At 65.4% G+C, this 22,915-nt stretch carries 20 protein-coding genes and 2 pseudogenes; 9 read left to right on the forward strand and 13 right to left on the reverse strand.

The annotated features are described in order from the left end of the window. Positions 1 to 799 precede the first annotated feature (799 nt). A complete protein-coding gene (locus CA951_RS26295; RefSeq protein ID WP_179220312.1) occupies positions 800 to 1,885 on the reverse strand; it encodes a CdaR family transcriptional regulator in 1,086 nt (361 codons plus the stop codon). Between the two features lie 357 nt (positions 1,886 to 2,242). Here CA951_RS26295 and CA951_RS44485 point away from each other — a divergent pair. Beyond that, a pseudogene (locus CA951_RS44485) lies at positions 2,243 to 2,420 on the forward strand (LacI family transcriptional regulator); the annotation flags it as partial. A 116-nt stretch (positions 2,421 to 2,536) separates the two neighbouring features. Here the strand turns inward: CA951_RS44485 and CA951_RS26300 are convergent. The 3 genes and pseudogenes from CA951_RS26300 to CA951_RS26310 form a co-directional block, all read right to left on the reverse strand. Further along, positions 2,537 to 3,501, reverse strand: a pseudogene (locus CA951_RS26300) (SDR family NAD(P)-dependent oxidoreductase). A 125-nt stretch (positions 3,502 to 3,626) separates the two neighbouring features. Further along, positions 3,627 to 4,949: an MFS transporter gene (locus CA951_RS26305; RefSeq protein ID WP_087559635.1), complete on the reverse strand. Its 1,323-nt coding sequence runs from the start codon at positions 4,947 to 4,949 to the stop codon at positions 3,627 to 3,629. 102 nt (positions 4,950 to 5,051) lie between these two features. Beyond that, complete coding sequence (locus CA951_RS26310) at positions 5,052 to 6,077, reverse strand: LLM class flavin-dependent oxidoreductase (RefSeq protein ID WP_087559636.1); 1,026 nt, start codon at positions 6,075 to 6,077, stop codon at positions 5,052 to 5,054. 138 nt (positions 6,078 to 6,215) lie between these two features. On the opposite strand from CA951_RS26310, the gene CA951_RS26315 reads away from it, so the two are divergent. From CA951_RS26315 to CA951_RS26340, 7 genes are all read left to right on the forward strand, one after another. Then, positions 6,216 to 7,001, forward strand: coding sequence for an IclR family transcriptional regulator (locus CA951_RS26315; protein WP_087559637.1), 786 nt, complete (start codon positions 6,216 to 6,218; stop codon positions 6,999 to 7,001). Between the two features lie 108 nt (positions 7,002 to 7,109). Next, positions 7,110 to 7,856, forward strand: coding sequence for an alpha/beta fold hydrolase (locus CA951_RS26320; protein ID WP_087559638.1), 747 nt, complete (start codon positions 7,110 to 7,112; stop codon positions 7,854 to 7,856). Next, positions 7,853 to 8,362, forward strand: coding sequence for a flavin reductase family protein (locus tag CA951_RS26325; RefSeq protein WP_087559639.1), 510 nt, complete (start codon positions 7,853 to 7,855; stop codon positions 8,360 to 8,362). Before CA951_RS26320 ends, CA951_RS26325 begins: the two co-directional genes overlap by 4 nt. Positions 8,363 to 8,382: 20 nt before the next feature. After that, complete coding sequence (locus CA951_RS26330; RefSeq protein ID WP_087559640.1) at positions 8,383 to 8,754, forward strand: VOC family protein; 372 nt, start codon at positions 8,383 to 8,385, stop codon at positions 8,752 to 8,754. Continuing rightward, positions 8,747 to 8,977 carry a hypothetical protein gene (locus tag CA951_RS42975; RefSeq protein ID WP_143543096.1) on the forward strand — a complete coding sequence of 77 codons (231 nt, stop codon included), beginning with the start codon at positions 8,747 to 8,749 and terminating at the stop codon, positions 8,975 to 8,977. Before CA951_RS26330 ends, CA951_RS42975 begins: the two co-directional genes overlap by 8 nt. A gap of 30 nt (positions 8,978 to 9,007) precedes the next feature. Continuing rightward, a protein-coding gene (locus CA951_RS26335; protein WP_256974083.1) for an IS5 family transposase occupies positions 9,008 to 9,917 on the forward strand; the annotation gives its coding sequence in 2 pieces (ribosomal slippage) (positions 9,008 to 9,364 and positions 9,366 to 9,917; 909 coding nt in all). 30 nt (positions 9,918 to 9,947) lie between these two features. Further along, positions 9,948 to 10,127 carry a hypothetical protein gene (locus CA951_RS26340; RefSeq protein WP_087559641.1) on the forward strand — a complete coding sequence of 60 codons (180 nt, stop codon included), beginning with the start codon at positions 9,948 to 9,950 and terminating at the stop codon, positions 10,125 to 10,127. Between the two features lie 300 nt (positions 10,128 to 10,427). Here CA951_RS26340 and CA951_RS26345 read toward each other — a convergent pair whose 3' ends face one another. The 8 genes from CA951_RS26345 to CA951_RS26380 all read right to left on the reverse strand — a co-directional run bounded on the left by CA951_RS26345 (position 10,428) and on the right by CA951_RS26380 (position 20,867). Next, the gene (locus CA951_RS26345) at positions 10,428 to 11,147 is read right to left on the reverse strand and encodes a maleylpyruvate isomerase family mycothiol-dependent enzyme (RefSeq protein ID WP_087559675.1); all 720 of its coding nucleotides are present in this window, start codon (positions 11,145 to 11,147) and stop codon (positions 10,428 to 10,430) included. 11 nt (positions 11,148 to 11,158) lie between these two features. Further along, a complete protein-coding gene (locus CA951_RS26350) occupies positions 11,159 to 11,986 on the reverse strand; it encodes a fumarylacetoacetate hydrolase family protein (RefSeq protein WP_087559642.1) in 828 nt (275 codons plus the stop codon). A gap of 7 nt (positions 11,987 to 11,993) precedes the next feature. Then, positions 11,994 to 13,073, reverse strand: a complete 1,080-nt coding sequence (locus tag CA951_RS26355; protein WP_087559643.1) for a cupin domain-containing protein — start codon at positions 13,071 to 13,073, stop codon at positions 11,994 to 11,996. Between the two features lie 71 nt (positions 13,074 to 13,144). Next, complete coding sequence (locus tag CA951_RS26360) at positions 13,145 to 14,827, reverse strand: (2,3-dihydroxybenzoyl)adenylate synthase (protein WP_087559644.1); 1,683 nt, start codon at positions 14,825 to 14,827, stop codon at positions 13,145 to 13,147. Then, positions 14,824 to 16,929, reverse strand: coding sequence for an acetate--CoA ligase family protein (locus CA951_RS26365; RefSeq protein WP_087559645.1), 2,106 nt, complete (start codon positions 16,927 to 16,929; stop codon positions 14,824 to 14,826). Before CA951_RS26365 ends, CA951_RS26360 begins: the two co-directional genes overlap by 4 nt. Further along, positions 16,926 to 18,632: an FAD-dependent monooxygenase gene (locus CA951_RS26370; RefSeq protein ID WP_087559646.1), complete on the reverse strand. Its 1,707-nt coding sequence runs from the start codon at positions 18,630 to 18,632 to the stop codon at positions 16,926 to 16,928. Before CA951_RS26370 ends, CA951_RS26365 begins: the two co-directional genes overlap by 4 nt. Positions 18,633 to 18,724: 92 nt before the next feature. After that, complete coding sequence (locus CA951_RS26375) at positions 18,725 to 19,522, reverse strand: PaaX family transcriptional regulator C-terminal domain-containing protein (RefSeq protein WP_087559647.1); 798 nt, start codon at positions 19,520 to 19,522, stop codon at positions 18,725 to 18,727. A 211-nt stretch (positions 19,523 to 19,733) separates the two neighbouring features. Continuing rightward, on the reverse strand, positions 19,734 to 20,867 hold the full coding sequence (locus tag CA951_RS26380) for an IS630 family transposase (protein ID WP_087559676.1): 1,134 nt from the start codon (positions 20,865 to 20,867) through the stop codon (positions 19,734 to 19,736). Between the two features lie 110 nt (positions 20,868 to 20,977). Between CA951_RS26380 and CA951_RS26385 the strand changes: the two genes are divergently transcribed. After that, positions 20,978 to 21,325: a hypothetical protein gene (locus CA951_RS26385; RefSeq protein WP_256974084.1), complete on the forward strand. Its 348-nt coding sequence runs from the start codon at positions 20,978 to 20,980 to the stop codon at positions 21,323 to 21,325. Here CA951_RS26385 and CA951_RS26390 read toward each other — a convergent pair. Further along, positions 21,322 to 22,872: a toll/interleukin-1 receptor domain-containing protein gene (locus CA951_RS26390; RefSeq protein WP_087559648.1), complete on the reverse strand. Its 1,551-nt coding sequence runs from the start codon at positions 22,870 to 22,872 to the stop codon at positions 21,322 to 21,324. The two genes, CA951_RS26385 and CA951_RS26390, sit on opposite strands and share 4 nt — an antisense overlap. Positions 22,873 to 22,915 lie beyond the last annotated feature (43 nt).

Consider the following 22,915-nt stretch of genomic DNA (forward strand, 5'->3'; position numbering starts at 1 on the left):
GGCCGTCGGCGCTATTTTGGTCGGGGTTCAAGGACCGTGCGGGGGCGAGCGAGACAGCGGACGCAGGCTGTGTCGAGGGCCACGTCAGCGGCACCAGCGCTTGACCGGCGGGCAGGTAGGGGTTCTGGGCGTCGTCGTGGCCGGCACGGTAGAGACCGCGGAGCCCTATATGCGGCGTAGCCGATATACTTCAGGCGGCACAGTAGTTGGGTGTACCCGTCGGTCAGGACAGCGTCGACGTAGGCGTGCGGGGCCCGGAAACGCAGTTCGACCCGGGTGATCGCGGTCCACCGCTCGCGGACTCGGGCGGATAGGCGTTGGTGCAGAGAGATCTTCGTCGAAACCGGATGGCGGCCATGACTGACATCCTGGCCCACCGGTCGTGCGGGGGAACCGTGATCATGACGTGTGATGGTGTCGTGATCGACCTGTCCGCACGTCGAGCGTGCCGCGTTGCCCTTCCGCGCCCGCACGGACATCGGCGTGCACCGTGACCGCGCCGCATGCCCGGATCGTGCATGCCGCCGCCGACGGGCACCCGAACGCCGTGATTGCGACCGGGGCTGCACGTGGACACGTCCACAGTTGCCGGCCCGGTTCGCCGCGCATCCGCTCGCCGCCTAGCGAACCCCGCCCGACCGGGCGCCAACGGCCCAACCACCTGCCTTCACCGGGTTGTGATCACCTCATTCTCGTAAGAGCTGCGGTGGATGGCCTGCAGTTCTCAGGACGTTGTGGCTTCGGCTACTCGCGATCTTGCAGGGCCGTCACTGCCCCGACGACTATCTCTCCAGCGGCGTCAGCGCGAGCTCTTGCCCGGTGTCAGAACGACGGTGCCCAGCAGGTCGCTGATCATCAAGGCCGTATGCAGTGCGTGGTGGTCGGTCTCCACCGGTCCTCCCAGGATTTTCTCTGCTCTCTTGATCCGGTAGGTCACCGTGTTACGGGCAACGTGCAGACGCTTGGCGGTACGCAGCAGGCTGCGCTCGGTGTTGAGATACTGCAGCAGGCTGGTACGCAACTCGGCCATGTAGGCCGAGTCCTCCGCCAGCGCTCCTAGGTGGCGCCGCACGAAGCGCGTGAGCATGCCCTGGTCCTGGCTCATCAGCGCCGGGACCTCGACCTCGGAAAACAGGAGGCTGTCCGGCACCGAGGGATCTCGTAGAGTCAATAGCCTGAGGACGGCCAAGGCCTCGGCGTGACTGTCTCCGAAGCCTTTCCGGCCCAGTCCTGCCGTGCCCACCGCGACGAGGACGTCGGGGGCAACCGGCGGACGGGTCAGCCGCAGATCAGCGGAATCGACGACGCTGCCCCAGGCCCACAGACGACCGTATCCGCTCGGGGCTATCAGTTGCGCGGTGCACCCGATTCCCTCCAGGATCCGCCGGGCGCGGTCGGCGACTGCTTCGATGCGGTCGTTGACGATCAGTGCGGTCGATCCGAGGACGAGGGCGACGTGGTGTCGTTCAGTGATCCGGTAGCCGGTCCGATCCTCCGCTTGAAGGGAGGTCACCGTTCCCTCGAGCAAGCCCCGGGCGACCTCGGCGCGGGTGGCGTCTCCACTGTGTTCCCAGGCCGACTGTTCGAGCCGGTAGTTTTCGGCTAGTTCGTGGCTGAACTGGTCGAAGAAGCGGAACAACTCGGAGGATACGAAGGTCATCTGCTCGCCGACCTGGCCGGCGGGCAGGACCTTGCGGCAGGCTTGGTAGAGGGAGTCGGTGAGATCTGCCTGGGTCATGTGCACGGCGCGGAGGATGCGGTCGTAGTGGATCCCGCGGCGGACCATCTCCCGGATGCTGGTGGTCGCCTCGACGGTGATGATCGTCTCCGGATCCATGTCCCGAAGACGGAAGAGGACACGATCGATAAGGGACTCGACCCCCATTCTCAGCACCTCGAGCGCTCGTTTACCGCCCCCGAACTCCGGGAGGAGTTCAGGGATACGGTCTGCGTTCCTGGTGGCCACCTCGGCGGCCCATAAGCAGGCTCCGGGTCCGAGTACGGCTTCGGACCGGCCTCTCGATTCAGGGAAGAGGGCACTCCGGCCCGTCCAGGACGCACTCGGTGCCAGCAGGGTGATCCAAGATGCACGCCCGGCAAGCGGTTCGGCGGACGGGGAATCGATGTGAGAGTCAGACACAGCCTCTGCCAATGATGGAAGCGACAAGGACGACAGGTTCCGGTGATGAGCCCAAATTATCCGAGTGGCAAATAGGGACCCCGACCACATTACTGCGTTTGCTCCTGCGTCCTTCGCCCACCCGGACCAGCCGACGGATGGTCGGAGTCGGCGCTTCTCGTTCGCCGGGTCGCCGAGGAACTCGGGTCCCAACGCAACCTTTGGGGCGGCAAGCCTGCGCACTCGCATGACCACCCTCGGCGTGGTCATGCGCCGACTGACGGACGGTGTCGTCGCCACGCCCGCGGTGACCGCCACGGGGGGGGAACTCGCGCGCGGCTGAACCTGAGAATTCCTCTACCGGCTCCGCGCGGGCAGTCGTGCGCGCGGAGACCACCGGGTGGGTTCCACTCCCACTCACCCCGAAGGCGCACGGAACCGCTTAATCCGCTCCCTAGTGCCACCGTGCGCGACTGCGGTGTGGTGCACCACGGTGACCGTGGCCCCGCGGTCGGCGCCCCCACGACCGGACATTCGGTCGCGGGTCCCCGCGGCCAGCGTGACTCGTAGCTCCCGCACCCCGAGTCGGGACAGCGCGTCGAAGGAGTGCGCCCGCAACCCACTCGATTGCAGAGCGTCCACGGTCTCGGATTCGTGGTTCGATGGACGCGGTGGAGCGGGCAGACCAGATGGCGGACGATCAGAAGGTAGCCGACCTCCTGAAGCATCGAATGCGAAGCCCGTCGTGAACGAGCACGCATCGGACAGAATCCAGGTCGCCACCGCTGCGGCTTCCTCGACCCGCCCGACCCTGCCCATCGGAATCTTCTCCTTCAAAAGTTCGACAGCTGAAGGATCGATGCCAGCTGCATGAGCGGTCAACGGCGTGTCGAACACAGCCGGTGCGATGGCATTGACCGTCACGTTGTCCTGCGCAAGCTCCTTGCCCAACGTTTTGGTCAGTCCTATGACACCGGCCTTCGCGGCGACATACGCGCTCTGGTGCACGTTGCCTTCCTTTGCAGCGATGGAGGAGAAGTTGAGGATTCGTCCACCACCCTGCCTCCCCATATGCTCGATCACTTCGCGGCAGCACAGGTACGTACCTGTCAGGTTCACGTCGATCACCTGATGCCACATGTCGAGTGGATAGTCTTCGGCAAGAGCGAAGGGCCCCTCGATTCCGGCACAGTTCACCAGGATGTCGATCCCCCATGGTCGCGGACCACGGCTCGAACAGCATTTCGAACCGCGCTGTGGTCCGTGATGTCGAGCTCGACTGTCTGATGGCAGCCCCCGCCCGACAACGGATGGAACATTCGATCCCACTGGACCACTTGGGCCCCTTCCGCCGCCAAGCGGTCAGCGATAGTCTTCTTCATTCCGCGACCCCCGCCTGTGACGATCGCTACCGCACCGGCGAATCGAGAGCAGCGATTGCGATGGGCCGATGTCCGTTCAGCACGCTGTAAGTCCGGGTGAGAGATCTCGGATTCCGGAGGGGGAGTCACTTCGCCTGCATCACTTCGGCAGTAAGGTCGGCGCCTCGTGTTTCCCTCATGACGATGCCGGCGACAGCGGTCACCAACGCCAGAATGACGATGTACGCCTGGAAAATCCAGCTGGCACCGATGGAACTCGACCAGGCATTGAGATATGGGGCAGTGCCGCCAAATACGGCTGCGCAGAACGAGGAAACCACTCCGACGCCGAGTGCGCGCGAACGAGTGGGAAACTGTTCGGCCATCAAGGCAGGAAAGGTGCCGGCGGTGAAGGACCAGACGAAGATCCCGATTGCCATGGACAGGAAGAGAGTCCAGGCGGACGCGCCCACGAGCGCCTGCACGGGGAAGGCGATCAGGGCGGCGCCGATCCCGAAAGCGATCACCATCGGTCGCCGGCCGAATCGATCGGACATCTTTCCGAATACGGGTATGAAGACCAGCGCCAGCGACTGTGCGGCCAGCCCGGCGATGAACGCAGAGGACGGATCCATGTTGTGGTTGGAGACCGCGTTGGAAGGAGCGAACACGATCCATGCATAGTAGACGACGTTGGTACCAGAGAAGAACATTACGATCAACGCCACTGTGCGGATCAGTTGGCGCCGCGGCAGGGGAGCCGGCGCGGATCGCTCGGGATCAATTCGCTCAGATTGGTTTTCGAATGCTGCGGTCTCAACGGCATGACGTCTCATCCACAGCGCGAAGAGACCCAGAATCGCTCCGATGCCGAATCCCAGACGCCATCCCCAACTGGACATGTCCTCGGCGTCGAGGACTGCTGTGAGCAAGGCACCGAGTGCTGTGGCAGCCATTACTCCGACCGTCACGCTGATCATGATTCCACTTGTCCACAGCGCGCGGCGATCACGGGGAGCGATCTCGGCTGCGTACGTATAGGCCACTCCGGTTTCACCACCGTGTGCGAGGCCCTGTACCAGTCGAGCAAGTAGGAGCAGTGCCGAAGCCCAAGCCCCGATCTGCGAGTAGGAGGGGATCAACGCTATGGCAAGGCTGGCCGAGGCAAGAAGGGACATGGTGACGACGAGGGTGAACTTTCGACCGAGTCGGTCGCCGATACGGCCGAACAGCAAGCCACCGAGCGGACGAGCGAGGAAGCCTCCGGCGAACACCGCCAAGGTGGCGAGCAGTGCGGAGGTTGGATCACCGGAGGCGAAGAAGTTGGCAGCGAGGTAGGTACTGAACGCGCCGTATAGCGTCCAATCAAACCACTCGAGCGCGTTGCCGATTGCTGCGGCTCGGAGAGAAGATCGAGTGGAGGACGAGGGCCGACCATCACGTTCGGTACCCACAGTCAATTCTGTCATGGTCTGTCCTGGTGAGTTTGAGGGACGGTGCAAGGTCCCGCGAGGTCGGACGCCGTACGGCCGGTATTTCGCGCGGCGAAGCGATTTCGGCGCGGAGGGGCGTTACATAGAAACGGCGTTCACCGGTTCGAAGGACGGCATCACTTCGGCGGCGAAGAGCTCGACTGATCGCAACGATGCCTCGACAGGCAGGTTGCCGAACGCCATTCGTGCAAGGAGGTAGTTGACTCCGGCTGATTCGACCTCGGAATGCAGACGAGCACGGACGTGCGCTGCGTCGCCGGCGATGCAGAACCCGGAGTCCACGGCTTCGGTGAAATCCGCTGGGAAGCTGAGTGGGATCGCCTGGTCGTGAAGACGCCAGAGGAGCGTGAGATTGTCGAACCACTGTACGTAGGCGGCGCGCGCGAGTTCGTGGGCCTCTGCTGTCGTGTCCGCGACGACCAGGTGACGACTCATGCCCATCAGCGGGATGCCGGTTGGCGGCTTGGCCGCGGCTGCCCATTCCAGTCGATAGCGATCGGTGATCTGTCGCACGGACTCTGCCGTACCGTTGCATACGATGTTGATGTCGTTCTCCGCAGTCCACGCGGCGGTATTCGGGTGGCCGACTCCGTACCACAGTGGCGGATGCGGCTTCTGATGTGGAGACATCACGACCGGGACCTCCTGGAAGTCGAAATATTGCCCGGAATAGGTCAGCGTCTCGCTCTCGAATGCCTTGAGCAGGATCTCGCTGACCTCAAGGTAGATCTGACCTGCAGCTTCCATGTCGACCCCGTAATAGCCCATCTCAATGGGGGAGATTCCACGTCCAATACCGAGATTGAGGCGGCCACCGCTCAGCTGATCGAGCATGCAGATCTCTTCGAAGAGTCGCAGAGGGTGATAGAGGCTCAATGTGTGCACCAACGCTCCGATGCGGATGCGGGTAGTGCGCTGGGCGGCAGCGGAGAGGAAGACGCTCGGCGAGGGAGCGAGTCCGAGCGGCGTCGAATGGTGTTCAGCCAGGTGATAGCCATAGAAGCCGGCCTCGTCGTACGCCTCGACGAGTTGGAGCCGATCGGCGTACTGCCGACCGAGATTGTCGTGTGCCCTGTCCATGTGGTCAAAGATCCCGAACTTCATCTGTTCCTTTCAACACTGTTGAAGAATTTGATATTGTGAAATAGTAGGCGCGTTGGGCGGAGATGACAAGGGTCACTGCCTGATGCGCTCGCTAGGCTTCTCGGATCACAGGCGGACGGCTTACAGGGCGGGAACACGATGGAGCATGAGACACGACGATCCAAGGGGATCAACTCGATCGAGGTGGGTTATCGCGTCTTGGAGGCCATCCAGGAAGGCCCGGGTAGCGTCCCACTCAAGACGATTGCCGAGCGGGCAAGCCTGTCCCCCAGCGCGGCGCACAACTACTTGGCAAGCTTCATTCGCACCGGCATGGTTCGACCCGACGGGCGGGGGCAGTACGCCCTGGGGCCGAGCCTGGCAGCACTCGGCATGACCGCCGTCCGACAGATGGACACATACGAGCTCGTCGAGGGCGCGGCGCTGCGATTGAGGGCTGCAACCGACCTCGGCGTCGCAGTGCTGATCTGGACCGAGGCCGGCACCGTCATCATCTACAACAGGCCCGGCAGCCCCGAGGGGCCGTTCGAATTGCGCAACGGATTGGTCTCCACCGCATGGACGGGCGGCGGGAATGTTTTCATCGCCTACCTCGAACGCGAACTGACCACACCTGTGGTTGAGCGAGAGTTGGGCGTATCCCACGATGAGTGCACCGCGGTCATGAATTCCATCGCCACCAACGTCAGGAACGCCGGCTACGCAATCTGCGATCTCAAGCAGATCCCTGACTACCGAGCCATCAGCGCTCCGGTGTGGAATTCCGACGGAACCATCGCCTACGCGCTCACCCTGACCGCGCACAAAGATGCGATCGACACTTCCCCCACTGGACCCCACGTCACCCACCTCGTGCGCGCAGCCGCCCAGCTGTCCCACACCTTGGGTGCACCGCAATCAGTGATGCGCCAGGCCGTGGAGTAGCTACTCCACACACATTATTGCCGTCGCGCTTCGTGTGCTCGGGGCATTGACTACACCCTTCTGTAATTATATTATATCAAATAATTCAATACTATTGAATTGAGGATCATGCTCTCTCACGATGAAGTGATCGTTTTCATCCACGGCCTCGGAAGCGAATCGTCGATATGGGACCACTGCCGCGCCCAGTTATCGGCAAGTCTCGCTCCAGACCTGCCCGGATATGCGCAGGAGCCCCGCCTAGCCGGCCCACCATCCCCGAGCGAGTATGCCCGGCACATCCTGGCGGCATATCCGGAGCTCACCGAACGTCGAATCCACGTTGTGGGGCATTCGATGGGATGTCTCGTCGCAGCTGCAATGGCGTCCGAAAGCAGCTGCCGTACTGCAACTCTGACTCTAGTTAGTCCCACGTTCGGCTTCGGCCGCGCACCGGAGCACGAACGTCGCAGGATCATCGCGGACAGGATGACGCCACTTCGTACCCGAACCCCCCCGGAATGGGCACGAGACAACGTCGACCGACTGGTCGACGCATCGGCAGCACCGACCACTCGCGCCCGTGCCGAAACGCTCGGCGACCTGCTCCATCGGGAGGGGATCAGCGACGCAGTTGAAATGATGTCCTGTTCGGACCTGCTGGCCATCGTGGCCGAGATCAGCTGTCCGCTCATGGTGGTCTACGGCCAGAACGACGCAATTACCCCGGCAGACGAATCGATTCGCAGGTTCGGTGCGCTACGGCGACCGCCCGACATCCAGCGCGTTGCCCGATCCGGGCATCTACTCCCCGTGGAGGCTCCCGCTGAACTCGCCGGCCACATCCGCAACCACATTCAGGAGGAACAGCAATGATCACGCATACCCCCACGGTGACCAAGCAGCACGACCTCGACCCGGCAGACTTTCGCCTGGCATTGCGCCACATCCCGGGAAGCGTTGCCGTGATCACCACCTCCGTGGACGGAGAGACGATCGGGATGACGGCGACTGCCTTCTCCTCGGTCAGCGTCGAGCCGCCTCAGGTCTTGGTCTGCATCAATCGCGCCGCGCGGTCAGCAACATTGATCTCGCAAGCGGGTAAGTTCGCTGTCAACCATCTTGCCGGTAATCAGGCCTCCGTTGCCGAGTCATTCGCGACGCCGGCGCTCAGCTTCGATGAGCGCTTCGCGGGTGCCACCTGGACCCCGTCGTCGACCGAGGTGCCGTTTCTCGATGGCGCCGTCGTCTCCTTGGGGTGCACAGTCGACCAAGAGATTCACAGCGGCACCCACGCCATCTTTATCGGTCGTGTACACGAATTGCGTACCGAGACCGGTGATTCACTGGTCTACAAGAACGGAACATTCTCTACTCTCTGACAGAGTCCAGGAGACCAGACATGATCATTGGCCTGAAGTTCGCCTACGTCACCAACACCGACACCAACCGCGCCCACCGCTTCTACGAGCAAGCGCTCGGCTGCGAAACCAATTTTCGAGACGAAGACCGATGGATCGACATGCGGATCGGCGCCCACCGCATCGCCCTCGCCGACCCTAGCGAATCACCCGACGGACATCACGGGACCATGCTGGTGTTCGAGTGCACGGATATCGAATCCACGTGCCGATCGGTGCTCGAGCACGGCGGAACCGTGCTCGACCGGCGCGATATGGGTGACCATGGTGAGGCCGCCACAATCGCGGACCCGGAAGGTAACCGTCTGCAGCTCTTCGCCCGAGCCCGCAAGGTCTCTGACGTCGATGAGTAGCAACATCATCGACTCAGATCCCGGCGGCGGCGTAGTCGTCACCGGAGCAGCGCAGGGGCAAGGTGCAGCCGAAGCGCTGGCCCTCGCCGACGCCGGCTACATCGTCATCGCTATCGACATCGCCGCGAAACCGACGTTCTCAAAACATTCGAGAATGAGCTACCGATCCATGGACGTGTCGCGTCCAGAGGAGTGGACTGCACTAGGGTGTGTCTCCCAATGATTTGTGGTGTTGTGCTGCAGACTCTTCGGTGTGGCAGACGTTGTTGATCGGTTTGAGGTGTTGACGGACAAGCAGTGGGAGTTGCTCGCGCTGCTGTTGCCCAGTTCCGATGGGCTCCGGGGGCGGAAGTTCCGGAACAATCGTGTGGTGGTCGAGGGGATGCTGTATCGACTGCGGACCGGGTTGCCCTGGCGAGATCTCCCGTCGCATTTCGGGCCGTGGAAGACGGTGTGGAAGCGACATCGCCGCTACGCCGGAGACGGAACCTGGGATCGGGTGCTGACGGCTCTGGTCGCGATGGCCGACGCCGGCGGGAACCTGGACTGGGCGGTCGCTGTCGATTCCACAGTGGTCCGGGTCCATCAGCACGGTGCGAACGCCGCCCGCCACACAGGGGGATCTACCGAATTACACGAACCTCGGTGACGAGCCCGCCGATCACGGCATCGGCCGGTCGAGGGGCGGATTGACCAGCAAGGCGCACCTGGCGTGCGACGGTCACGGGCGCCCGCTGTCGGTGCTGGTCGGCCCAGGCCAAGCCGGTGACAGTCCGATGTTCGCCCACGTGCTGGAGGGCATCTGCGTGCCGCGGCTCGCGGGCGGAGCGCACCGCACGCGCCCCGACGAGGTCCGGGCCGACAAGGCGTACTCATCACGGGCAAACCGGGAACTGCTGCGCAGCAGAGGCATCAAGGCGGTGATCCCCGAGAAGACCGATCAGGCAGCGAACCGGGTGAACAAGGGCCGCGCGGGCGGGCGGCCACCGAACTTCGACCCGGAGTCCTACAAGGGGCGCAACGTGGTCGAACGGGCCTTCAACAAGGCGAAACAGTGGCGTGCGGTGGCCACTCGCTACGACAAACTCGCCCTCACCTACCGCGCCGGATTCCTGCTCGCCGGCATCGTCGAGTGGCTCAAGTTATTGGGAGACATGCCCTAGCGCAGCAGTTGCAAACCGAGGATCTCCCCCATGACCGACTCCGCTCCGTCAGCATTCGCCGATGCCCGTGTAGCCGCCATTCGTCTGGGGCGCGCGGGTGTGCCCGCTGACCTCGCACCTCTGGTGGTGTTTCTCATCGGTCCCGAATCCCGGTTCATCAGCGGTGCAGAGATCCCTGTCGACGTGGTATGGCCGCCCACGGAGGCATGAAACCTATTTCCGACGCGGCGCTGCCATCTACGACGGACCTCTGATACGGCTCGACCGGCAGCGTCCCGAAGCCGAGAAAGAGGTCGTCGCTGCGAACTCCCTCGGAGCGGATGTGGTCCGTGGTCACTCGGAGTCGGACAAACGGATCCCCCGGTTCTTCAGGAGGTCCGCGTCGATTCTCAGAGTCGGGTTACGACCTCGGCGCGAATCGTCGGCATCATGTCCCGCCGGTGGTCGGATTGGTGTACTGGAACGGTATTGGGGTTAAGCATGGGTTAGGAAAGTCCCGGATATCGCACGTTACAGCCAGTGCGGTGGCTCTTGCAGATCCCCTTCGATTCCTACTCCGACGGTGCCGCGGCCGGCGGCCCACCGCACGACCGCGGCGAGGGGCCCGGACACCTTGCCGGCCGGTGGTGAATCCGGCTGCACCGCAACCGGTTCACCCCCGTCGACGGTGAGGATCAGGCCGCCGCCGAGGTCCTTCTTTTGCCACATTCCGACGATGTCGGTGAGCAACGACTCGAGGACGATGTCGGGGAAGTCGCCGAATCGGCCGCCGTTGCCGAGGTCGACCGCGTGGATCCAGACCTCCCGGGTGCGCATCCACGCCGTCTCCGACGCCGGCACCGTCCGGCCCTGCGCGGTCCGCACCTGCGCATCCCACGCCGAGGCGGGCAGGGTGCGCCACTTCTCGTCGAGCCGGGCGACGGTGTGATCGAACAGGTTCCGCAACGCCGCCGCCGACAGGGTGGCACCCTCGGCGATCTCCCGGCCCCGCTGCTCCGCCGACGCATACATCGGGGTCTGCACCCCCGACGCCGCCCAGTCCAGCAACCGGCACAACGCGGCCGCGTTGTAACCGACGTGCGCCACCAGATGTCGACGCGACCACCCCGACAGGAGCGTCTCCCCGTCGAGGTCGGAATCGGACAGCTCGGCGAGGCGTTGCGCGAAGTAGGCGGTGCCGCGGCGGGCGATCAGCAGCCGCTCGGACAAGTCGAGATCGTGAAAGCCCACCGGGTGCATCCTTACTTGACGATCGTCGTGTTGCGGACGGTGCCCAGGCCCTCGATGGTGACCTCGACGGTCTGCCCGTCCTGAATGTAGAGCCCGGGCTTGCGGGCGTGCCCGACCCCGCCGGGGGTGCCGGTGATCACCACGTCACCGGGCTGCAAGGTCACGATGTGCGAGATGTACTCCACCAGCCTGGCCGGGGTGAACACCAGATCGTCGGTGGTGGTGGTCTGCACCACCTGCCCCTCCAGGGTGGTGACCAGGGTCCCGCCGAACGTGTAGGAGTCGGTGGTCGTCAGGAACGGCCCGAAACCGCTGGTCTTCTCGAACGTCTTGCCCTGATCCCACTGCAGCGTCCGGTACTGGTAGTCGCGCATCGTGTAATCGTTCATCACCGAATACCCGGCAATGTAGGACTCGGCGTCCGCCTCCGGCACCTGGTACGCCTGCCTGCCGACGACGAACGCCAACTCCCCCTCCCAGTCCAGCTGGGCGGCGGCATACGCCGGGACGATCACGTCGTCGTACGGGCCGGTCAACGCTTCCTTGAACTTCGCGAACAGGGTCGGATACTGCGGCAGATCCCGGCCCATCTCCTGGATGTGGTTGGCGTAGTTCAGGCCGACGCAGATGATCTTGCCCGGGTGCGGGACCACCGGGGCGTAGTCGGCGCCGTCGAGGTCGACGGTGGCACCGGACGCGTTGTCCGCGATCGACCTCCAGTCCGGGTCGGTCAGCAGCGCGGACAGGTCCGGATACCCGTCGATGATCGTGCCGGTGGTGTCGGAATCGACGCGGACGGCGACAGTGGCACCGCCGCGGCGCAGGGTGGCAAGCTTCATGGGATTCTCAGGCTCCTTCGGAGATGAATGTGCGGTCAAAGTGCAGGCGCTCGACGATCGGGGCGTCGGAGAACGCGAACAGGTCGAACTCGGTGTCGGCCTCGATCGACCACTCCGTCCACGACGGGACGACGATCATGTCGCCCGTGCCGACCTCACGGGTCTGGTCGCCGAGGACGAACCGGCCCGTCCCCTCGAACACCTGGTAGACGGTCGACCCCACGTCGCGGCGGGGCCGGGTGCGGGCGCCCGCGCGGAGGCGGTGGAACTCGGCGCGGATCGTGGGCATCACGTCGCCGCCGGTGGTCGGGTTGGTGTAGCGGACCGCGGCGTGACCGGGTTCGGTGGTCGCCGCAAACCCCTCGTCCTCGAGTGCCAGTTGCTCGCGCAGTGCGGCGTCGGTGTGCTCCCACCGGTACGCCGCGATCGGCGAGGACGTTTTCGCGTCCAACCCGACCAGCGGTCGCAGCCCCGGATGCGCCCACAACCGTTCCGACCGGGACACGTCCGGGGTGGAGTCGTCGGTGACGTTCTCGGACCCGAATTCGAAGAACCCGGTGTCGGTGTAGTGCACGAACGGGATGTCGAGGCCGTCGATCCAGGCCATCGGCTGATCGGTTTCGTTGTGGTGGCCGTGGAAATGCCAGCCCGGGGTCAGCAGGAAGTCGCCGCGCCGCATCGCGACCGGGTCCCCGTTGACGACCGTCCACACCCCCTGCCCCTCGACGACGAACCGGAACGCGTTCTGCGCGTGCCGGTGCTCGGGGGCCACCTCCTTCGGGCCGAGGTACTGGATGGCCGCCCACAACGTCGGCGTCACATACGGCACCCCACCCAACCCCGGGTTCGCCAGGGCGATCGCCCGCCGCTCCCCACCGCGGCCGACCGGCACCAGATCCCCGGCCCGCCGCGCCAACGGGTACAGCGTCGACCACTTCCACACGAACGGCACCGCCCGCGACGTCGGCGTCATCGGCATCAGATCACCGAGCTGCGTCCACAACGGATTCAGGTGCTCGGCCTCGAAATCGTGGTAGAGCTGCTTCAGCTCCGGAGCGTCGTCGAGCGAGGGGTCGGGGGTATGCATGAAGGGCTCCTTCGAATGTGGAGACCGAGGATCGGCGACGACGCCATACACGTCGCCGATCCTCGGAAGTCTTACGACGCGGCGTGTTCCTTCGCGAGGCGTTCGCGAATGTCTTCGCGCATGGCCTTCTTGTCGATCTTTCCGACCTTGGTGGTGGGCATCTGATCGACGATGACGAGCCGCTCGGGGAGTTTGAATCGGGCGACGCCGGCCTCGTTCATGAGGGTGACGACGTCGTCGAGGGTGACGTCGTGGCCGTCGGTCAGCGACAGGTACAGACACAGCTTTTCACCGAGTTTGGGGTCGGGCATGGCGACGGCGGCGGCCATCTCGACGCCGTCGATCTGATACGCGAAGTTCTCGACTTCCTCGGCGGAAATCTTCTCCCCGCCGCGGTTGATCATGTCCTTGTCGCGGCCGGCGACCACCAGGTTTCCGTCGGGGCGGCGGACGACGATGTCGCCGCTGGCGTACCACCCGTCGGGAGTGAACGCCTTCGCGTTGTGTTCGGGTGCCCGGAAGTAGCCGCGCGGCGTGTAGGGGCCGCGGGTGAGCAGGGCGCCGGGGGTGCCGTCGGGTACCGGTTCGCCGATCTCGTCGACGACGGCGATCTCGTCGGCCTCGCTGACCGGTCGGCCCTGGGTATTGGTGATGACTTCCGGGTCGTCGTCGAGACGGGTCATGTTGATCAGACCCTCGGCCATCCCGAAGACCTGCTGCAGGCGGGCGCCGAGGACGGGTTCGACGCGGGCGGCGAGTTCGTCGGGCATGCGGGATCCGCCCACCTGGAGCACCCGCAGCGTGGTGCCGGTCATGGTGTGATGCTCGCGTTGGTGCTCGATCCAGGTCTGGGCGACGGCGGGAACGACGGTGGCGACGGTGACGCCTTCGGCGTCGATGGTGCGCAGGGCCCGCTCGGGGGCCGGCGACGGCAGCATCACGGTGCGGCCGCCGGCGAACAGCGCACCGAGAATGCCCGGACACGCCAGTGGGAAGTTGTGACTGCTCGGCAAGGTCCCGAGATAGACGGTGTCGGAGTCGAATTCGGTGACATCGTTGCAGCGGAGGACGTTGTAGACGTAGTCGTCGTGGGTGCGGACGATCAGTTTGGGCAGTCCGGTGGTGCCGCCGGAGAGCAGCAGGCAGGCCACGTCGGCGCCGGTCGGTTCGTAGTCGGCGTCGGTGAACCGACCTGGGGTGTCCATGCCGGCGGCGAGCGCGCGCTCGGGTGCGTGCGGCGTCGCGTCGTTCGAGAGTTCTCCGTGGACGAGCACCGTCCGGATGCTGGGTACGTCGGCGGCGACCTGCTGGGCGATCTGGCGCAGGTCGGTATCCCGGTCGGTGTCGGCGACGACGATCGCGGTGGCCTCGGACAGCGACGCCAGGTGAGTGAGTTCGTGCCGGCGGTGCGCGGGCAGCGCCATCACGGGGACGATCCCGGTCCGGAAGCACGCGAGGGTGAGTGCGACGAACTCCCAGCTGTTGGGCAGTTGCAGCACGATCCGGTCACCGGGGGCGATCGACAGGTCGAGCAGGTACTGGGCGCAGGAGGCGGACTTGTCCCACAGTTGCTGGTAGGTCAGGCGGGTGGAGCCGTCGACGAGGGCTTCGTCGTCGGGTCGGCGGTCGACCTGTCCGGCGATGTGGGAGCCGATCGACGTTCCCTGCCAGTACCCGGCCTTGCGGTATTGCTCGGCGACCTCGTCGGGCCAGGGCACGACACCCTCGATGGACAGCGGGGTGCGGGTGCTCATTGCAGCTCTCCTTCGAGTGCGGTGGGCCGGTTCGGCGCCGGGAGGATGACCGCGTCGAGGGCCGTCAGTCCGGTCGGGGTCAGCCGCAGTGGATTGATCTCGATATCGCTGATCTCGGGATGGGCGGCCAGGTAGCCGGCGACGGTGACGGCGAGGTGGGCGAACTCGTCGCGGTTCAGGACGGGGCCGCCGCGCCAGCCGTCGAGCAACGGCGCGCACTGGAGGTCGTCGAGCATGGCGGCGGCCGCGGCGTGGGTGAGGTGGTGGCTGCGGATGGCGACATCGCCGATGGCTTCTGCCGCCGTGCCGCCGAGACCGGCGACGACGATGGGCCCGAACACCGGATCGCGGCGGGCGCCGAGGAACAGGTCCACCCCGGAGGCGGCCATGCTCTCGACCAGATACGCGGGGGCGTTGATGGCGTCGAGTGCGTCGAGCGCGGCGTCGAGGTCCTCCGCGGTGCGGATCCCCAGGTGAACGCCACCGATCTCCGTCTTGTGCACGACCGTGGCGTCGAGGATCTTCACCGCGACCGGGAGCGTGAGTTCGGTGAGGGCCTGGTGCGCGGCGGCGCGGTCGGTGCAGACGCGCCTCTGGGGTGTGGCGATTCCGAGGGCGTCGAGGAGGTCCTTGGCGGTGGCCTCGTCTGCGGGCAGCGAAAGTGCCGGGGCCGTGGCGGTGGCGGTCGGCCGGGGGTCGGCGGCGCGCAGGTAGCGACTCCGTGCGTCGTGTACCAGCGCACTGATGCCGGTGGCGAGGGCGGTCGGGCTCGGCAGTACCGGGACACCGATCTCTGCGGCCGACGCGGAGGTCTTGCCGACGGCCTCTGCGGGGCCGCCGATGCCGAGGACGACGGGCACGTCGGTGTGGACTCCGGATTCGCGGACGGCGGCGGCGAGATCGATGGCGTCGGGTTCGGCGAGGGCGTAGACCGCGAGGGCGTCGATCCCGGGGTCGGCCGCTGCGGTCGCCAATACGTTGCCGAAGGTGGCGCCGGGCCGACCGGTGTCGACAGGGTTGGCCTGGAACGTCAACGGCGGCAGCAGTTCCGACAACCGCGCTTGGGTCGACTCGGTGAGGGTGGGCACCTGCACGTCCTGGGCGAGCAATTCGTCGAGGATCATCAGACCGGGGCCGGCCTGGGCGGTGACGAGGCCGATGCCGGGGGTCGGGGCGGCGGGCAACCGGGTGCGGCTGAGCACGGCGAGCGCGTCGACGAGTTGCCGCTCGGTGTCGACGACCACGGCGCCTGCCTCGGCCAGCAGCGCCCGGGTGGTCTTCCAGGACGTCGCGAGGGCGCCGGTGTGCGATTCGGAGAAGGCGGAGACGTCGCTGCGCCCGACGACGATCGCGACGATCGGCTTCTCGGCAGTGACCGTACGCACCGCGGCGAGGAGGGCCTGGCCGTTGTCGACGGATTCGACATGCAGCGCGATGGCGGTGACGGCCGGGTCCTCGCGCAGGTATTCGAGTACGTCGACGCTGGTCACGTCGACACTGTTGCCCAGCCCGACCCCGATTCCGACGCCGACCCCCTGCTCGGAGAGCAGGAACGACAGGGCGTGGTTCATGCCGCCGCTGGCCGCGACGACCGCGACGGTGCCGCGGTTGATGTGTTCGACCGTCGGCACGAAGCTGACGGTGGTGTTTCCCGGGCGGAAGAAGCCGGAGGTGTTGGGGCCGAGCAACCGGATCCCGGTCTCGGCAGTGATGTCGGCGAGCTGATTCTGCAGCGCGACACCGTCGGGGCCGGCCTCGGCGAATCCGCCGGAGCAGATCAGTGCGGCGCCGACGCCGCAGTCCGCGGCCTCACGCAGCGCGGCCGGGGTGGCCGCGGCCGGAATGCAGAGCACGGCCAGGTCGATCGGAGCGCCGTGCGATTCGGTGGCGGCGGCCAGCGACACGTGGAATCCGTCGCCCGCGCCCTTGGGGTTGATCCCGTAGGCGGTCACGGTGCCGTCGCTGCCCCGGTTGATCGCGTCGAGCATCACCGACCCCAGTTTTCCGGGGGAGGCGGATGCGCCGATGACGGCGATCGACGTCGGGTCGAACAGTCGGTTCAGTCGTGTGTTCATCGGCGCGGGAGTGTGTGTCAGTGTCATTTCGCGACCTCGGCGGAGGTGAGGACACGCGGATGCGCGTCGGCGGTGGGTTCGAAGGCGACGGCGTCGGCGCGGCCGGACAGGATCAACGTTGCGGCGCAGTCCCGTTCGTCGACAGCGCGGCGGGCGCGCAGAGAGGTGGGCTGGTCGACGACGATCACCGGGATGCGATGGGTGAAGCGGATGTGTTCGGCGCACAGCACGCGGGAGAGGGCAGTGCCTCCGCGGACCGCGACAGCAACCGGCTTCGGCGCACACAGCTCATCGAGTTCGGTGCGGGTGACGACGTCGAGCGAGGTCCGGTCTGCGTCCGGTGCGGTGAAGATTGCCACCACGTCCGGTTCGCCGGTGGATGTTTCGGCGACCACCGTCGTCGTGCCGTCGCTGAAATGCAGTGAATCGTGGGAGAATTCGGTGATCTGCAGCAGCCGGGACCCGAGCGTGACGGCGCCGATGGTCAGCGGGGTATCCAGGGGCGTTACGCCGTGCTGGGTGTTCCAGGCGCGCTCGGCGTCGGAGACGAACCGGGGGTCGCGCACGCGCATCTTCTCGGCCGAGATGGCGCGGCTGAAGAAATGGAATCCGAACTGCCACGGTTCGAGTGCGCGGTAGTACTCCCCGAAGTGGTCCCACCAGGACAGGCTCGGCATCGCCGAGTCCTGGATCTTGGCGACCTGCGGGCGCCGGATGTCCTCGAACGCGGCCAGGGCAGCATCGAGGTCGCCGCGATGATCGGCGACGGTCTGGGCGAGGACGGCGGCATCTTCCATGGCCATCTTGGTGCCGGAGCCGACCGAGAAGTGGGCGGTGTGCACGGCGTCGCCGAGGACGACCACGGGGGTGCCCTGCGCGGCGCGGGTGTGCCAGCGGAGGGTGCGTCGGGTGCGGAAGTTCGCCCATCGGGAGTTGTTGGCCACCAGTTTGTGGCAGCCGGTCTGATCGGCGAACAGTTCCTCGAGGTAACGCTGGGACACCAGATCCGACTGCCCGGGCGGGGTGGACATGTCGAAGCCGTCCAGGCCCGCGCGGCGCCACGTCGCCTCGTCGGTTTCGACGATGAACGTGCTCAGACCGGAGCCGATCGGGTAGGCGTGCACAGCGAAATTGCCGTGCTCGGACTGCTTGTGCAGGAAGGTCAGTCCGTCGAACTGGAACGTGGTGCCGAACCAGATGAACTTGACCGCGGCCTCGTCTACCGAATGCCCGAGCTCGTCCACGAAGCGTTCCCGCGACGCAGAGTTCGCGCCGTCGGCGGCGATAATCAGGTCGTACTCACCGCCGGCGTCGAGCGCGTCGACATCCACGGTGTTCGAAAAGTGAAGGCGCGCGCCCAGTTCGGTCGCGCGGTCCTGCAGTGCTCCGAGCAGAACCCGCCGGTGCACGGCGGACATTCCGTTGCCGCCGGCGGAGGTGGACACACCCTTGCTGCGCACCTCGATGGTGTCCCAGTGCCGACCATGCTCGGCCAGAGCGTCCCGCAGCACGGGATCGACCCGGTCGACGTTGTCGAGCGTCGCGTCGGAGAACACGACCCCGAACCCGAATACGTCGGACTCGCTGTTGCGCTCGAAGACATCGATCGTCGAACCCGGCACGGTGTGTGCCAACGCGATGGCGGAGAACAATCCGCCCGGTCCACCGCCGATGCAGGCGACGCGCAGCGGTGCTGCGCCAGGCGACGAATTCTGATCTGGGATGGACATCAATGTCGGCCCCTCACGTGACTGTGGCCCGGATCTCGGGCTGACTCTCCTCCAATTATGTGACACAAGTCAGCGAAGAGTCAATATGTCTGTTACATGTTTGCGGCGGTGCTGGCGATGAACTCCTCGGCGTCGGAGCGCAGCGTGTCGTGGCATTCGGTGAACACGTCGTGCGCGACCCGGCCGCGCCATCCTGGGGGCAGGAGGGATTCGGGCAGGTCGGGGTCACGGAAGGGGTACTTCCGATACTCCTGGATCAGCTGCATCCGTTCGACGAGAGCCGCCCGGCCACCCAGGCCTCGGCGGTAGCGCGCGAGCCTGGGCTGGAACTCTTCGATGAACCCCTGGTAGTCGGCGCCGAGTTCACGCAGATCCCAGCAACGCTCCGCGATGAGCCGGTCGCTCGGCAGGCCCGCCGTCTGGCTGCGCAGGAACTGAACATGAAGCTCGTCGTCACCCGAGAGCATTTCGCGCAGCTGCTTCTCGCGATCGTGCGGCGAGAACCACGCGGAACCGCCGTACTGCCCGAATCCCCACCAGGTCAGTGCGGTTTCGATCCGTTTGCGCCGTTCCCGATCGAGGCCTGAGTCGTCGACGAGCGCCTGCGTCCAGGTGCGGTCCCACTCGTCGAAGTGTCGCTCGAAGATGCGGGTGCGGCCGTCGTCGAGCAGGTGCCAACTCTTGTCGTTGAGCAGGTACGACACCTCGCGCCCATTCTTCGCCGAGTCGAACCACCCTTCCTTGCGTAGGCGTGTCATCACCACCCGCACCGTGGCCGGCTCGACGCCGAAGACTCCCATCAGTTCGGTCAGGGCCCCGAGCTTGGCCGCCCCGCCGGTATAGCGGAAGTATTCGCCGTACAGATCGAACACGAGTGCCCGTGGTCGCATGGGTGTGCCATCCCTTCGCGCGGCCGATGAATCGACCAGAATATGTGTCATTTACGCTGGACATGTTGACTAATCATGTCACATGTTGACGTGCCACATAGCCTTCCAGGCGCTCAGGCACTGCACACCCGGCAGCCACCAAGTCCGAGCACCCGACCAGAGCCGCTAGCTGGCCCCGGCTAAGTGGTTGGATTCATTAATTCGTCGGGGGTCATGCCGCTTGCAGGGTTCGGTCGTGGTGGTCGAGTCGTTCGAGGTGTCGGTGGAGGTCGGTGGTGGTGTAGCGCCACTTGAACGGCACGGCGGTGGCGTTGTACCGGTCCTCGAAGGCGAGCAAGCGCCGTTCGACAGCATCAAGATCTTCGAAATTGTTGGGCGAGAGCACTTTGCGTTGGATGATCGAGAAGAAGATCTCGACCTGGTTCAGCCACGAGGCGTGCTTCGGGGTATGGACCATCACCGCGTTCGGATACCTGGCGGCCAGCCGGTCGATCGCGGCCCGGCCGCGATGCGAGGACCCGTTGTCGACAATCCAGAACACCCGGGCGGCAGAGGCGTACGGTTCCTGCGCCATGACCTGGTCGACGAGGGCGGTGAACGGGGCGATGCCCGTGGTGGTTTCGCACCGGCCGAACACCGTGGCCCGGTGTACGTCGTAGGCCGCCAGATAAGCCAGGGCCCCACCACGGCGGTAGTCGTGATTGACGCGCATCGGACGGCTTTTGCCGGCCGGCTGCGTGGGATGGCAGCGTCGGCGGGCCTGGATGGAGGGTTTTTCGTCCGCAGAGATCACGTACTCGTCCGCGCCCAGCTCGACGCCCTGGTAGCTGCGGGCATAGAGATCGAGGACGACGGTGGCCTTCGCCTCGAACCGCGGGTCCCGGATGAAGATCCACGACTGATGCTGCCAGGGTTTGAGGGCGTCCTGGGCGAGCCAGCGGCGCACCGTCGACGCCGAGGCCCCGATCCCATCGATCAGCAGCTGACGGGCCAATTCCGGGGCACTCCACCGCGACAGAGGCAATTCGTGTTCGGCCGGCAACTCGCACGCCCACGCCTTGACCCGGGCCACCTCCGTGGGCGTGTACACCGGCGGGCGCCCCGAGCGGGGCGCATCCGCCAGGGCCTTGATGCCCTTGGCGTAAAACCGGGCCCGCCACTTGCGGGCGGTATCGACGCAGATGCCGAGCTCGTCGGCGATGACCGCGTTCGACGCGCCGTCGGCGGCCATCAACACGATCACCGCGCGCAGCACCACCTTCTGCGCGGTGTTGCCCGCCCGCACCCGCCGCTCGAGCTCGACGCGATCGGCGTCGTCCAACACGATCCGGAACGGGCTGACCATCACCACGGCAGCACCACCAGGTCACATTCATCACACATGCCACAACCTTCACGTGCGACACCACCGAGATCGGTGACCGACACGGGTGGTCATCGGGCACGATGAACCCCGTGCCGACACCACCGGAATCGACGAAGAACTCCCTGCGCCTGCGTTTGTTCGATCACGCCCGCGCCCGCTGGCCGGAACTGCGTGACGTCGACGCCCGGTTCCGGGGACCGTTCGCCTACGTCGACGCGACACTGCCGGACGGCACCGTCATACCGCTGATGCGGCTGCGTTACGGAGGATCGGCCCGCTCGTGGGGATTCGCGATTCACCTCGCCAGCAGCGGCAAATACCAAGACTCGATCCTGCCTAACGGCGATTTCGCCGGCACCCCCGAGGACGCCCTCGACTGCGCCTGCGGGCTCTTCCTCGCCGACCCCACCGCCTGGCAGCAACCCCCGACGAATTAACGGATCAGACCACTAAGTTTCGCGCTCCAACCTGGTCCTTGGCGCCCGGGCACTGGAAGGGCTACCACGTTGCCGGTGGCAACGTCCCACTGACGCACCGTGCGGCCAGCAGCTCCGACGATTTGTTGCCCGTCCGGACTGAACGCCACACTCCCGCCCCCCCAGCGCATCGCCGGGCCGATCTGCCGGCCGGTGGCTACGTCCCACTGACGCACGGCGTCTTTGGTGTCTGGGTCATACGGAACCTGACCCGTGATGTACTCCTCACCGCTGGAGACTATGCGCTTCCCATCAGGGCTGAACGCCACGTCGTACACCAAACCCTGGTGTCCGGTCATCGCCGAACCGATCTGCAGGCCGGTGGCGACGTCCCACTGACGCACGCTCTTGTCGTTACTGCCGGAGACTATGCGCGTCCCATCCGGACTGAACGCCACGCTGCCCACAATCCCCTGGTGTCCGGTCATCGCCGAACCGATCTGCAGGCCGGTGGCGACGTCCCACTGACGCACGCTCTTGTCGTTACTGCCGGAGACTATGCGCGTCCCATCCGGACTGAATACCGCATTCGTCGGACGTCCAACCGGCTCGATAACCTTGAGTAGGTAGCGGCGAGCGATCACAGCATCAAGGAGGGCGCCCTCATTCGAACTCGGCGCGAGGGCCTGGGCGGCGAGGACCTGTTGCAGCCCGCGGGCATCGCTGGGACGGATGCCAGCGAGCATGGACTGCGACTCGGCCGCCAATGCGAGAGCTATCGCCTGATTGCGCTGGTGTATTGCCTCTTGCCGCTGATCGATCGCGGACTGTCGTTGAACGATCGCGACCGCTGCAGCGATAAGAGCGATGACGGTCAGTACAACGAGACCAGCGACCGCGACGCGCCGCACACGGCGGTACCGGCGCAACTCTCGCAGATCATCGCTCGCCAGTTCGTACTTAGGCTTGCCATGGATGGGGGCGGCCAGGTCCGTTACCTTCTCGCGGAAGATCGGTGTCTGGGGATCCCACGGCGAATCATCAGTGACATCGACGTAAAAGGGCTCAGCGGCAAGGGCGCCCGGTTGTGTCAGCACGGGGAGAGCAACATCGGACTTGTCCGGATCAAACCTGCCAGTCGTTTCATCCCACGTGAGGTGGCCAGCAACCACGACAAACATCAACTGATCCGGCCCTCGCTGCTGGAGCCAGTACGTGACCTCCTTGTTGACCCAGACGGAGGCCACCGAGTCCGGGGAAAGCACCACAATCAAGTAGCGGGAACGATCCATCGCCTCACAGACCTTGCCCCACAAGTCGGGGCTGGCGGTGACGTCCGTGGCATCACGAAACACCCGTAGAGCATTCAATCGGCCTAATTTCCGACCGATACGGTGCAAACCTTTCTGAATACCAGCAGCAACAGGCCGATCATGGTGGGTGTAGGAGATGAAGGCGTCGTAGTCGAACTCCCCTAGGTGCTCGGTCTCTCGGCTCCGCGGCGGTGTCGGTAAAGCCGAACGCCTCACTGTCCGAGTCCGTTTGGGTGTCACCCGATTTACGGTCATCGTACGACCTTCCCTTTTCCCAACGAGGAAGCATCAGGGCTTC

The sequence above is a fragment of the Rhodococcus sp. NCIMB 12038 genome (assembly GCF_002165735.1).
GTDB lineage: Bacteria > Actinomycetota > Actinomycetes > Mycobacteriales > Mycobacteriaceae > Rhodococcus_F.